This window comes from Kribbella sp. NPDC055071 (assembly GCF_053608045.1).
The window spans coordinates 319805-331995 of the sequence record NZ_JBSGUS010000002.1 but is presented as its reverse complement, the minus strand read 5'-3'; the positions used below and the strand labels follow the sequence as shown (position 1 = coordinate 331995).

The following is a 12191-nucleotide window of genomic DNA, read 5'->3' as shown; positions in this document are numbered from 1 at the left end:
AACCCAGTCGCAAAAGTCGGCGAATGCTCAGGCGAGGCCGAGGCGGTAGGCGTAGGCGACTGCTTGGGCTCGGTCGCGGAGGTTGGCCTTGGCGAAGAGGTGGTTGATGTGGGTTTTGACGGTGGCCTCGCTGACGACCAGGTGCCGGGCGATCTCGGTGTTGGACAGGCCGTCGGCGATCAGGCGGAGGACCTCGATCTCGCGGGGGGTCAGACCCGAATCGGCCGCGTCGACAGGTTTGGGGGCGGCGGCGCCTTCGATCAGGCGGCGCTGGACGTCGGCGTCGAGGATCGACTGGCCGTTGGCCGCGGCCTGCAGGGCGCGGCCGATCGACTCCGCATCCGCGTCCTTCGTCAGGAACCCGCGCGCACCCGCACGCAGCGCGGACAGGACGGAGTCGTCATCGCTGTACGTCGTCAGCACGACGACCTCCGTCCCCGGGTGGTCCGTGCGGACCCGGCGCGTGGCCTCGACGCCGTCGCAGTTCGGCATTCGCAGATCGACCAGCAACACGTCCGGGTTGTGCTCGGCAACCAACTGGACGGCTTCCTCGCCGTCGGACGCGGCCGCGACCACCTCGATCCCGGGCAACAGCTTGAGCAACGTCACCAGCCCATCGCGGACAATCTTCTGGTCATCGGCGACCACCACTCGCACCGCGCTCATTGAGACACCTTGAGTTCGACCCGCCAGCCCTCGGAGGTCGGACCGGCTTCCAGCGAGCCGCCGACGAGGTCGGCCCGTTCGCGCATTCCGATCAGACCATAGCCGCCGGGTGCGGCGTGACTCGGACGCCTGCCCGGCCGATCCTCGATCGTCAACCGCACCTCGTCGGCGTAGCACAGCGTCACGTCGACCGGAGCGCCCGGCGCGTGCTTGCGCGTGTTCGCCAACGCCTCCTGCAGCGTCCGGTACAACGTGCTCATCACGTCCGCCGGCAAGTCCCGCACCACGCCGGTCACCTCGAAGTCGGCGGTCGCGCCGGTCTCCACCCGGTACGCCGTGACGAGGTCGCCCAACGCCCGTACGTCGGGAACCGAATCCTCCCGCAATGCCGCCACAGCCCGCCGAGCCTCGGCCAGCCCCTCGGCCGCCAGCCCCTGCGCCCGGGTGACCTGCTCGATCGCCTCCGGCGATGCGCCGTCGCGGACCAGCATCAGCCGGGCCCCTTGCAGACTCAACGACAGTCCGGCCAGCGAGTGCGCCAGTACGTCGTGAACGTCGCGAGCGATCCGGGCACGCTCGGCCAACGCCGCAGCGCGCCCGTGCTCCTCGATCACCGCCTGCTTGCGAGCCAACGACACCTCGAGCTCTTCGAGCTGGTCCTCGCGGTTGCGGCGGTTGAGTGCCGCCAGCGTCAAGGCGGCGATGCCGATCGCCGCCCCGAACGCACCCGGGAGCGAGTGGCTGGTGACGTACAGCGGTACGGCGACGCCCACCGTCGCGATCGCGATCACGGCGTACTCGAGCCAGCCGGGCCGGTGGTAGCGGACCGCCGCGCGACTCACCCAGAACGGCAGCATGATCAGCACGCTCTGCGGCAACGCGTACCACAGCAGCGATCCGGCGATCACGAACGCGAGGAGGCAGTACGTCGCCCGGCCGAGAGGTTCGCCGTAGTGGAGCGGAAGGAGGGACACGTTGCTGATGACAACGATCACGCCGAGGACGACGATCACCGGGTACGGCAGCCGGCGCTGGTCCGGATGGCCGGCCGCGAGCACGACGTACACGATCGTCACCAGGCCGGGGACGGCACGCAGCAGGAGGCCGAGCAGGGAGTTGCCCCAGACCCGGCCGTCCAGCAAGCGGTTCATACCGTCATCATGCCCGGTTGGCGGCCAGCGGGGCGTGCATGGCGGCCGCCCGGCGGTAGACCATCGCGTTCTGCGCGCCGATCGTGATGGCGATGGTCAGGGCGATCGAGGCCTTGCTCAGCGTGCCGTGCGGCCAGAGAGCGACCGAGGCGAACGCGCCGGCGACCCGCAAGCCGATGGTGATCAGCCAGAGCACAAGGGTGGTGCTGGTGCCCTTCTGGAACAGGCCGTCCGGGGTCATGGTCAGCCGGGCACTGGCGCCACGGGCCAGGCCGAGGCCGAGCAGGATCACGCTGTCCAGGAGCAGGAAGGCGATCTCGCCGGGGGTCGCGGTGTGCAGGGCGGACGAGATCGAGGAGAGCCCGATCACCAGCAGGATCGCCGGCATGAGCACGAGCGAGCGCTGGGAGACGAGCGAGCCGGTGACCTGCCGGCCGATGACGCGCAGCAGTACCAGGACGCCTACCGCGATTCCGATCAGGACTGAGGCCGACATTTGGAGGATCCTTTCCGAGGGTTCGTTGTTGGTCACAACACTCCTCGGAAACCGCATCCGGGACGTCAGCCTCCAGTTCGCTCCCAGGTGGAACCCGGGCCTCAACCCACAGGTTGAGGCCCGGGTCTGGATCACGCCAGCGAGACGAGCTCCAGGTAGTCGTCGGACCAGAGATCCTCGGTCGCATCGGGCAGGATCAGGACCCGATCGGGGCGCAATGCCTCGATCGCGCCCTCGTCGTGCGTCACCATCACGGTCGCACCCGGGTAGCTGCCGACCGCGCCGAGGACCTCGTCGCGGGAGGCGGGGTCCAGGTTGTTGGTCGGCTCGTCCAGGAGCAGCACGTTGGCGCCGGAGTGGACGAGACCGGCCAAAGCCAGGCGCGTCTTCTCCCCGCCAGACAGGACGTGGGCCGGCTTGTCTGCGTCGTCACCGCTGAACAGGAACGAACCGAGCACGTTCCGGACCTCGCCGTCGGTCAGGCCGGGCGCGACCGACGCCAGGTTCTGCCGGACCGTGCCGGCCAGGTCCAGGGTGTCGTGTTCCTGTGCGAAGTACCCGAGCCGCAGGCCATAGCCCGGTACGACGCGGCCCGCGTCCGGCTCCTCGCGACCGGCCAGGAGCCGGAGCAGGGTGGTCTTCCCCGCGCCGTTCAGGCCGAGGATGACGACCCGGCTCCCCCGGTCGATCGCCAGGTCGACACCCTTGAGGACCTGGAGTCCGCCGTACGCCTTCGTCAGGCCGATGGCGGTCAGCGGGGTCTTGCCGGACGGCGCCGGCTCGGGCAGCCGGATCCGGGCGACGCGAGCGGAACGTCGTACCGGCTCGAGGTCGGACAGGAGCTTGTCCGCCCGCCGCGCCATGTTGCGAGCGGCAACGGCTTTGGTCGCGCTGGCCTGCATTTTCTGTGCCTGGGTGTGCAGGACGGCGGCCTTGCGTTCGGCCGTGTGGCGTTCCCGGGTCCGACGGCGCTCGTCGGTCTCCAGCTGTTCGAGATACTTCTTCCAGCCGGTGTTGTGGATGTCGATCGTGACGCGGTGCGGGTCCAGGTGGAAGACCCGGTTGACCGTTGCCTTGAGCAACTCACGGTCGTGGCTGATCACGATCAGGCCGCCGGGGTAGGACAGCAGGAACGACCGCAGCCACAGGACCGAGTCGGCGTCCAGGTGGTTGGTCGGCTCGTCGAGCAGCAGCGTGTCGTGCTGCGCGAACAGGATCCTGGCCAGCTCGACGCGACGGCGCTGGCCGCCGGAGAGTTGGCCGACGGGCTGCTCGAGCGCGCGGTTGGGCAGGCCGACACCGGCCGCCAGCCGAGCCGCCTCCGCCTCGGCGGCATAACCGCCACCGGCCTGGAACTCTGCCTCGGCGCGGGCGTAGGCGGCCATCGCCTTCTCCTGCGCTTCGCCCACCGCGGTGGACATCGCGGCCTCGGCCTTGCGTAGTTTCCGTACGGCGACGTCGAGGCCGCGCGCGGACAGGATCCGCGCGGTGACCGTGAGGTCAGGATCGGCGGCGCGCGGGTCCTGCGGCAGGTAGCCGATCGAGCCCGAGACCGTGATCTCACCGGCGGCCGGACGCTCTTCGCCGGCCAGGGTCTTCATCAGCGTGGTCTTGCCGGCGCCGTTGCGGCCGACGAGCCCGATGCGATCGCCCGGGCTGACGTGAAACGAGATGTCGGACAGCAGCAGCTGCGCGCCGACGCGAATATCAACACCGCGAACGGTGATCATGGTTACTCTCCGTGATAGCTAAAGGACACACTCCTGGCGCGGAAGCGGGTCCACAGCTAGACACAAAGGCAAGTAGCCATGCAGCCAGAGTAAACGGGAGTCCAAGAAACCGCAGGTGAATTACGGGGTTTTGGCGGGGAGTTCGACGATGAAGCGGGCGCCGCCGCCGGGGCGGGTGGTTACTTGGATGGTGCCCTGGTGCCATTGGACGTGGCGGGCGACGATTGCCAGGCCGAGACCTACGCCTCGGCCTCGTCCGGAGGTTTCGCCGCGGCCGAAGCGTTCGAAGATGCGGGTGCGGTCTTCGAGGGCGATACCGGGGCCGGCGTCGTCGACGGTGATGATGACGCCCAGACCGCCGGCCTCGACGCCGACGCCCTTGCAGCCGCCGGCGTGGTCTTCGGCGTTCTCGACCAGGTTCGCGATCACGCGTTCGAGCCGGCGCTTGTCGGCCTGCAACGTGAGACCTTCGGCCTCCGGCGCGACCGTCGTCACCTCGCGCCCGGCCGCCGCGTCCGCAGCGGCCCGGACCAGATCGGCGATCCGGACGATCTCCCGGGTCCCCTGGTCACCACCGTCGTCACGAGAGATCTCGAGCAGATCGATCACCAGCCGCCGGAACCGGTCCAGGTCGTACCCGAGCAACTCCACCGGCTCCCGCACCGCGCTCGGCAGCTCGGACCGGTGGTTCTGGATCAACTGCATCGAGTTGAGCATCGTCATCAGCGGCGTCCGCAGCTCGTGGCTCACGTCTCCGGCAAAGCGTGCATCCGCCGCGACCCGTCGTTCGAGGTCGGCGGCCGTCTGGTTGAACGACCGCGCCAACCCGCCCAGATCACGGTCGTTCTCGGCCTGCAACCGCGCATCCAGCTTCCCGCGCGCGACCGCATCCGCCACTCGGGTCAGCTCCGCGAGCGGCCGCAGCGCCAGCGTGCTCGCCAACCGCCCTACCGCCAGCCCGATCAACGCCGTCACGATTGCCGACACCACCAGCGTGATCTTCAACGTCGCGAGCGTGTGATCCAGCCGGTCCAGCGGATGCCACTCGAAGAACGCCTCCCCCGGCCGCGTCAGCGGAACCCCAACAGCCAGGACCTTCTGTCCATTGACCGTGATCAGACCCTGCGCGGTGCTGCCGGCCTTCACCGTGGCAACGAGGTCAGCCGGAAGATCGTCGGCTTCCCCGGTCAGCGAGTACCACTCGCCGTTGAAGTACACGATCGACGCGGCTGAGTCGGTGGACGGCAGCGAGGCCAGCAGCGTCATCACATTCACGTTGGGCAAGGGCGTCGGCGTACCGCAGTCGACCCGTTCGCGAGCCGGCAGACAGGGCTCGGGCGCACCGAACAGCCCGTAGTGCAGCGCCGCCGCGTTGTCCTTGGTCTCCACGACCGCCGACGCCTCGCGCTGATCGGTCAGGTACGTCGAGACCACGCTCCACGTGACAAGCGCCAGCGCGCTGGACAGCCCCAGCGCCAACAGACCGTAGGCGACCATGACGCGTCCACGCAGGCCGAGCCTCGAACCCTCACCACCCCACCACCGCAGTCGCCGGCCCCGCAAATCAGCTCACCAATCGATAGCCGAGACCGCGGGCGGTGACGAGATGCTTCGGGCTGGCCGGGTCGTGCTCGATCTTCAGCCGCAGCCGGCGGATGTGGACGTCGACGATCCGGCTGTCACCGAAGTATCCGTAGCCCCACACCTTCGACAGCAACTGCTCCCGGCTGAGCACCTTGCCCTCCGCGCCGGCCAGCTCGGCGAGCAGCTTGAACTCTGTCCGGGTCAACGGCAGCGCCTCGCCGCCCCGCGTCACCTCCGCGCCGGGCAGGTCGATGCGCAGGTCACCGACCTCGATCAGGTCGGGCTGCCGCGCGTTGGCCGGCTCGACCCGCCGCAGCAGCGCGCGGATCCGGGCCGACAACTCCTTGGCAACGAGCGGTTTCGTCACGTAGTCGTCCGCGCCCGCTTCCAGCCCGGCGACCACGTCGTGGCTGTCGGTGCGCGCGGTCACCATGATCACCGGAACGTCGCTGGAACGACGGATCTCCCGGCAGACCGTGAATCCGTCGCGGTCGGGCAGCATCAGATCCAGCAGGACCACGTCCGGCTGGATGCGCCGGAGCGCGGCGAGGGCGTCGTACCCGTTCGCCGCCTCGGCGACCTCGTACCCCTCGTCCTCCAGGGCAAGGCGCAGTACCCGCCGGATGCGCGGCTCGTCATCGACCAACAGAAGGCTGTGTGCCACGTCCCCAGTGTCGCGCACCGCGGAAGCAGACGGTGGTTACGGCTGTCATGAAGCCGTCATGTCGCCCGCGCAGGCTCGGTGACAGCTTCTTGACGCTTCGGTGACCGCCGTTGTGGCGAGGCCCGGAAGTCCTAGCTTCGGCCCTATCGAGTCCCGGAGGAGGACCAATGGCCAGAAGACGACTGGCGGCACTATCCCTTGTCGCCGTGGCGAGCCTCACCCTCGCCGCCTGCAGTAACGGTGGCGGAACAGCAACCGGATCCGGCGGCACAGCCGGTACGGCGGTCACCGGCGGCACCCTGAACATGCTCGGGGCCGGCGATGTCGACTACATGGATCCCAACATCAGCTACTACTCGGTCGGCTACCTGAACCTGCGGCTGTGGAGCCGGCAGCTGTTCACCTACCCCGCCGATCCCGGGGGAAAGAACACCACACCGGTCGCCGACTTGGCCACCGAGATCCCGACCGCCGCGAACGGCGGGATCAGCGCGGACGGCAAAACCTACACGATCAAGATCCGCACCGGCGCCAAGTGGGACACCTCCCCGGCCCGCCAGGTGACGGCCGCCGACCTGGTCCGCGGTGTCAAGCGGACCGCGAACCCGATCCAGCCGTTCGGCGGGATCCCGGACTTCGCGAACCTGATTGTCGGCTACAAGGCCTTCGCCGACGGCTTCGCCAAGGCACCGAAGACGGTCGCCGGGATCCAGAACTACATCGACAAGACCCCGCTGGCCGGCGTCGAGGCCAAGGACGACACGACTGTGGTCTTCCACCTCACCCAGCCGGCCACGTACTTCGTCGACATGCTGACCCTTCCGGCCTTCTCGCCGGCTCCGGTCGAATCGCTCAAGTACCTGCCGGCCAGCACCGATCTCGGCAACCACTTCCCGTCCGACGGCCCGTACAAGGTCGACTCCTGGGTGCCGACGAAGTCGATCAACTACTCCCGCAACCCGGCCTGGGACGCGTCCACCGACCCGGTCCGCAAGGCGTACGTCGACAAGGTCGTCGTGAACGAGACCGTCACGCAGGACTCCGTCCAGCAACAGCTGCAAACCGGTACGGCGGCAGCCGACATGGAGTTCGACGTCGCACCGCCGCCCTCACAACTGCCGGCGTTGCAAGCCAAGAAGGACCCGAACCTCACCATCGGCGACACCGCGGGCTCCAACCCGTACGTCATCTACAACACGGCCTCGCCGAACAACAACAAGGCACTGGCCAATCCCAAGGTGCGGCAGGCGCTCAGCTACGCGATCAACCGCGATCACATCCTGCAGGTCCTCGGCGGCCAGACCCTGAATCCACCGCTGACCCACGTCCTGCCCGATGTCATCATCGGCTCCAAGCAGATCGACCCGTATCCCTACAACCCGGACAAGGCAAAGCAACTGCTCGCCGCGGCCGGCTACCCGCACCTGACGCTGAAGTTCCTGTACCGCAACGCGACCGAGGGCAGCAGCAAGGCCTTCCAGACGATCCAGCAGGACCTCTCCAAGGCCGGCATCACGGTGACCGGCGTACCGTCGCCGAACGCGGACTTCTACGTGAAGTACCTGCAGGTGCCGGATGTCGCGCGGCGCGGGGTCTGGGATGTGTCGCTGGCCGGTTGGGGCGCCGACTGGTACGGCAACGCGGCGCTGTCGTTCTTCAACCCGCTGTTCTCGGGTGAGCCGTCGTTCCCGCCGGTAGGCAGCAACTTCGGTCTCTACAACGACCCGGAGACCAACACGCTGATCCAGCAGGCGGCCTCCGCGACGTCCGAGGACCAGGCCGCGGCTCTGTGGGCCAAGGCTGACGCCCGGGTGATGGAAGAGGCGGCGTTCTACCCGCTGACCAACAACAAGCAGGCGAACTACCACGCCGCCCAGGTCCACAACGCCGTCTACATCCCCTCGTTGCAGAACTACGACCCAACGAACGTGTGGATCGACAAGGCCAAGCAGGGCTGACCTCATGGCTCTGCTTGAAGTAAGGGACCTCAAGGTCTCCTTCGACACCCCGGACGGGACGGTCCGTGCCGTCCGGGGGTTGTCGTTCGACGTCGAGGCGGGACAGACCCTGGCGATCGTCGGCGAATCGGGGTCGGGCAAGAGCGTGTCGACCCAGACCATCGTGGGGCTGACCCGCGGCGCCAAGGTCTCGGGTACGGCGTTCTTCGACGGGACGGACCTGATCACCGCCGAGCCGTCGACGCTGCGGCGGCTGCGCGGGGAACAGATCGGGATGATCTTCCAGGATCCGCTGTCCAGCCTGCACCCGCTGTACCGGATCGGCTGGCAGATCGTGGAGATGATCCGCGCGCACGACCACGTGATCAGCAAGCAGGCGGCCCGCAAGCGCGCGGCCGAGCTGCTCACGCTGGTCGGGATCCCGCGGGCGGCGGAGCGGATCGACGACTATCCGCACCAGTTCTCCGGCGGGATGCGGCAACGGGTGATGATCGCGATGGCGATGGCCAACAGCCCGGCGCTGCTGATCGCGGACGAGCCGACCACCGCGCTCGACGTGACCGTTCAGGCGCAGGTGCTGAACGTGATGCGTCGGATGCAGGAGCAGTTCGGTACGGCGATCATCCTGATCACCCACGATCTCGGCGTGGTGGCCGAGATGGCCGACGAGGTCGTGGTCATGTACGCCGGTGCGGTGATGGAACGCGCGCCACGCCGGGACATCTTCTACCGCAACCATCACCCTTATACCCAAGGGCTGCTGGCCTCGCTGCCGGCCCGCAGCGGCGATCGGCTGACCCCGATCCCGGGCACGCCACCGAGCCTGATCAGCCTGCCGACCGGGTGCCCGTTCGCCGCCCGCTGCCCGCACGTGTTCGACAAGTGCCGGACGGAGGCGCCGCCGTTGACCGACGTCGGCCGCGATCCCCGGCACCAGTCGGCCTGCTGGCTTCCGCACGAACAGAGCCTTCCCGAAGAACGGAGCGAGGCGATCGCCTCATGAGCGATGTACTGCTGAAAGTCGACGATGTCCGCAAGGTGTTCCCGACGAGCGCGAAGGAGGTGGTCCGGGCGGTCGACGGGGTCTCCCTCGAGGTCCGCAAGGGCGAAACCCTCGGCCTGGTGGGCGAAACCGGGTGTGGCAAGTCCACGCTGGCCCGCTGCATGGCCCATCTGTACGACGTGACCTCGGGGTCGGTGTGGTTCGACGGCAACGAAATCAGCACGTTGTCACGCCGGGCGATGCGTCCGATCCGGCGCGAGGTCCAGGTGATCTTCCAGGACCCGTACGGCTCGCTGAATCCGCGCCGCCGGGTCGGCTCGATCATCGGCGACCCGTTCGCCATTCACAACATTGCCTCGGGCGCGGAGCGGAAGAAGAAGGTCCAGGAGCTGATGGAGCTGGTCGGGCTCAACCCCGAGCACTACAACAGGTTCCCGGCCGAGTTCTCCGGTGGCCAAAGGCAACGAATCGGCGTGGCTCGGGCACTCGCGCTACGGCCCAAGCTGGTCATCTGCGACGAGCCGGTCTCCGCGCTCGATGTATCGATCCAGGCCCAGATCATCAACCTGCTGGCCGATCTGCAGCAGGAGTTCGATCTGACCTACGTGTTCATCTCGCACGACCTGTCCGTGGTCCGGCACGTGAGCGACCGGATCGCAGTGATGTATCTGGGCAAGATCGTCGAGCTCTCGCCGACGGACGAGTTGTTCGGCGAGACCCGGCATCCGTACACCCGGGCCCTGCTGTCGGCGTTGCCGGTGGCCGATCCGGACACGGCCGACAGCCGTGAGCAGATCATCCTCGGTGGCGACATCCCGTCCGCGACGAACCCGCCGGCGGGATGCAGGTTCCACACGCGGTGCCCGAAGGCGCGGGCCGACTGTGCCACGGGTGAGCCGCCGCTGATCGCCGTGCTCGACGATGCCGAGGACCACCGGACGGCGTGTTTCCATCCGTTGACGCTCGGCGAGGACCTGTCCACCGCCGTACCCGATCTGAAGGCATCATGAGTACGGCGATCGAAGCTTTGGACGTCACCGCGGAGGCCCCGGCGATCGAGGGGCGGAGTCCGTTCGTCCTGGCACTGCGGCGGTTGCGGCGGGACAAGGTGGCGATGATCTCGTTGGCGGTGATCGTGCTGATCATCTTGATGGCGATCTTCGCGCCGGTCTTCGCGGCGATCACCGGGCATCCGCCGAACGAGCAGTACCGCGACATCGGACTGACGCCGGACGGCCTGCCGCGTGGACCGAACGGCACGTTCTGGCTGGGCACCGACGACCTGGGCCGCGACATCCTGGTCCGGATCGCGTACGGCGCTCGCGTGTCGCTGCTCGTGGGTGTCATCGCGACCGCCATCACCGTGGCGATCGGCGTCGTCCTCGGACTTGCCGCGGGGTTCCTCGGGGGGATCACCGACACAGTCCTGGCCCGACTCATCGACGTCGTGCTGTCGATGCCGTTCCTGCTGGTGGCGATCGCGCTGGTGTCGGTCACCGGGCCGAGCCTGACCGTCACGGTTCTCGTGATCGGGTGTTTCAGCTGGGCTTCGGTGGCCCGCATCGTACGTGGTCAGGTGCTGTCGTTACGCGAACGCGAGTTCGTCGAAGCGGCCCGGTCGCTGGGTGCGGGTGATAGCCGGATCATGTTCGTCGACATCCTGCCGAACGTGCTGGCGCCGGTGATCGTCTACACCACGCTGCTGGTCCCGGTCGTGATCGTGACCCAGGCGACGTTGTCGTTCCTCGGTCTCGGGCTGCCGCCACCAACCGCCGACTGGGGCGGGATGATCAGCTCGTCGCAGAACTACTACACGACCGCGTGGTGGTTCATCCTGTTCCCCGGTCTGGCGCTGCTGATCACGACGCTGGCCTTCAACCTGTTCGGCGACGGCGTCCGGGACGCCTTCGACCCACGAGCGGATCGGACCTAGTCATGGCGCTCTTTCTGATTCGCCGGCTCGGGCACGGCCTGCTGGTGATGTGGCTGATCTCGGTCGCGGTGTTCGGGCTGTTCTTCATTGCCCCGAGCAACGTTGCGCAGACGCTGGCCGGCCGGCAGGGCACACCCGAGACGATTGCCTTGATCAAGGAACGGCTCGGGCTGAACCTGCCGGTCTGGAAGCAGTACCTGCACTTCCTCGGGAACGCCCTGAAGGGCAACCTCGGCTACGACTACTACCACCAGGTGTCGGTCACCTCGATCATCGGGCAGGCGCTGCCGATCACGGTGTCGCTGGCGCTCGGGGCCGCCGTACTGTGGTTGCTGCTCGGGGTCTTCAACGGCGTGATCTCGGCGATCCACCGACGGTCGCTGGCCGATCGGGGACTGACGCTGTTCTCGTTGTTCTTCTACTCGTTCCCGTCGTTCCTGCTCGGGCTGTTGTTGCTGTACTTCCTGTATTTCCGGCTCACGCTGGCCGGCTTCCACTGGTTCCCGGCGGGCGGGTACTCGCCGTTCGCCGCGGGCCCCGGTGCATGGTTCCAGCATCTGCTGCTGCCGTGGGTGGCGCTGGCTTTGTTGCTGGCGGCAACGTATACCCGGCTGACCCGTGGCTCGATGCTCGACGTTCTCGGCGAGGACTACATCCGGACCGCGCGGTCGAAGGGGATCCGGGAGAGCCGGGTGATCGTCCGGCACGGTTTGCGCAGCGCGCTGACGCCGGTGGTGACGCAGTTCGGCATCGATCTCGGCCAGCTGATCGGCGGCGTGGTCGTGATCGAGACCGTGTTCAGCCTGCCCGGGCTCGGGCAGACGGCCGTGGTCGCGATCAACCAGCAGGATCTGCCGGTGATCATCGGCATCGTCCTGTTCGCCTCGGCCGCGGTCGTGGTGGCCAACATCCTGGTCGACATCGCGTACGCCGTACTCGATCCGCGCGTCCGCCTGCACTAAAGATAGGCAGTTCCTGCCGAGGCGACGGAGGTGGTGACCCCCGT

The 12191-nt window shown here is 67.9% G+C and carries 11 protein-coding genes; 5 read left to right on the top strand and 6 right to left on the bottom strand.

The window, feature by feature from the left end:
* Positions 1–27: 27 nt before the first annotated feature.
* The 6 genes from ACWF4Z_RS04950 to ACWF4Z_RS04925 form a co-directional block, all read right to left on the bottom strand.
* Positions 28–666 (bottom strand): response regulator, encoded by a 639-nt coding sequence (locus ACWF4Z_RS04950; protein WP_452241618.1) that lies wholly within the window; start codon positions 664–666, stop codon positions 28–30.
* Positions 663–1817 (bottom strand): sensor histidine kinase, encoded by a 1155-nt coding sequence (locus tag ACWF4Z_RS04945; protein ID WP_452241617.1) that lies wholly within the window; start codon positions 1815–1817, stop codon positions 663–665. The genes ACWF4Z_RS04950 and ACWF4Z_RS04945 overlap by 4 nt, the downstream gene beginning before the upstream one ends.
* Before the next feature lie 7 nt (positions 1818–1824).
* Complete coding sequence (locus tag ACWF4Z_RS04940) at positions 1825–2313, bottom strand: hypothetical protein (protein ID WP_452241616.1); 489 nt, start codon at positions 2311–2313, stop codon at positions 1825–1827.
* A 131-nt stretch (positions 2314–2444) separates the two neighbouring features.
* Positions 2445–4043 carry an ABC-F family ATP-binding cassette domain-containing protein gene (locus tag ACWF4Z_RS04935; RefSeq protein WP_452241615.1) on the bottom strand — a complete coding sequence of 533 codons (1599 nt, stop codon included), beginning with the start codon at positions 4041–4043 and terminating at the stop codon, positions 2445–2447.
* A gap of 120 nt (positions 4044–4163) precedes the next feature.
* Positions 4164–5540 carry an ATP-binding protein gene (locus ACWF4Z_RS04930; RefSeq protein ID WP_452241614.1) on the bottom strand — a complete coding sequence of 459 codons (1377 nt, stop codon included), beginning with the start codon at positions 5538–5540 and terminating at the stop codon, positions 4164–4166.
* Between the two features lie 67 nt (positions 5541–5607).
* Positions 5608–6291, bottom strand: coding sequence for a response regulator (locus tag ACWF4Z_RS04925; protein WP_452241613.1), 684 nt, complete (start codon positions 6289–6291; stop codon positions 5608–5610).
* Between the two features lie 167 nt (positions 6292–6458).
* On the opposite strand from ACWF4Z_RS04925, the gene ACWF4Z_RS04920 reads away from it, so the two are divergent.
* The 5 genes from ACWF4Z_RS04920 to ACWF4Z_RS04900 are packed head-to-tail and all read left to right on the top strand — an operon-like array spanning position 6459 to position 12147.
* Positions 6459–8249 carry an ABC transporter substrate-binding protein gene (locus tag ACWF4Z_RS04920; RefSeq protein ID WP_452241612.1) on the top strand — a complete coding sequence of 597 codons (1791 nt, stop codon included), beginning with the start codon at positions 6459–6461 and terminating at the stop codon, positions 8247–8249.
* Between the two features lie 4 nt (positions 8250–8253).
* A complete protein-coding gene (locus ACWF4Z_RS04915; RefSeq protein WP_452241611.1) occupies positions 8254–9252 on the top strand; it encodes an ABC transporter ATP-binding protein in 999 nt (332 codons plus the stop codon).
* Entirely contained in the window at positions 9249–10262 is a 1014-nt protein-coding gene (locus tag ACWF4Z_RS04910; protein WP_452241610.1) for an ABC transporter ATP-binding protein, read from the top strand. Before ACWF4Z_RS04915 ends, ACWF4Z_RS04910 begins: the two co-directional genes overlap by 4 nt.
* The gene (locus ACWF4Z_RS04905; protein ID WP_452241609.1) at positions 10259–11185 is read left to right on the top strand and encodes an ABC transporter permease; all 927 of its coding nucleotides are present in this window, start codon (positions 10259–10261) and stop codon (positions 11183–11185) included. The genes ACWF4Z_RS04910 and ACWF4Z_RS04905 overlap by 4 nt, the downstream gene beginning before the upstream one ends.
* A 2-nt stretch (positions 11186–11187) precedes the next feature.
* Entirely contained in the window at positions 11188–12147 is a 960-nt protein-coding gene (locus ACWF4Z_RS04900; protein WP_452241608.1) for an ABC transporter permease, read from the top strand.
* Positions 12148–12191: the final 44 nt, after the last annotated feature.

What these genes read in the sequence shown, in the direction of transcription:
- ACWF4Z_RS04950 (WP_452241618.1), bottom strand. Translation starts at nt 666, where the DNA reads ATGAGCGCGGTGCGAGTGGTGGTCGCCGATGACCAGAAGATTGTCCGC.
- ACWF4Z_RS04945 (WP_452241617.1), bottom strand. Translation starts at nt 1,817, where the DNA reads ATGAACCGCTTGCTGGACGGCCGGGTCTGGGGCAACTCCCTGCTCGGC.
- ACWF4Z_RS04940 (WP_452241616.1), bottom strand. Translation starts at nt 2,313, where the DNA reads ATGTCGGCCTCAGTCCTGATCGGAATCGCGGTAGGCGTCCTGGTACTG.
- ACWF4Z_RS04935 (WP_452241615.1), bottom strand. Translation starts at nt 4,043, where the DNA reads ATGATCACCGTTCGCGGTGTTGATATTCGCGTCGGCGCGCAGCTGCTG.
- ACWF4Z_RS04930 (WP_452241614.1), bottom strand. Translation starts at nt 5,540, where the DNA reads ATGGTCGCCTACGGTCTGTTGGCGCTGGGGCTGTCCAGCGCGCTGGCG.
- ACWF4Z_RS04920 (WP_452241612.1), top strand. Translation starts at nt 6,459, where the DNA reads ATGGCCAGAAGACGACTGGCGGCACTATCCCTTGTCGCCGTGGCGAGC.
- ACWF4Z_RS04915 (WP_452241611.1), top strand. Translation starts at nt 8,254, where the DNA reads ATGGCTCTGCTTGAAGTAAGGGACCTCAAGGTCTCCTTCGACACCCCG.
- ACWF4Z_RS04910 (WP_452241610.1), top strand. Translation starts at nt 9,249, where the DNA reads ATGAGCGATGTACTGCTGAAAGTCGACGATGTCCGCAAGGTGTTCCCG.
- ACWF4Z_RS04905 (WP_452241609.1), top strand. Translation starts at nt 10,259, where the DNA reads ATGAGTACGGCGATCGAAGCTTTGGACGTCACCGCGGAGGCCCCGGCG.
- ACWF4Z_RS04900 (WP_452241608.1), top strand. Translation starts at nt 11,188, where the DNA reads ATGGCGCTCTTTCTGATTCGCCGGCTCGGGCACGGCCTGCTGGTGATG.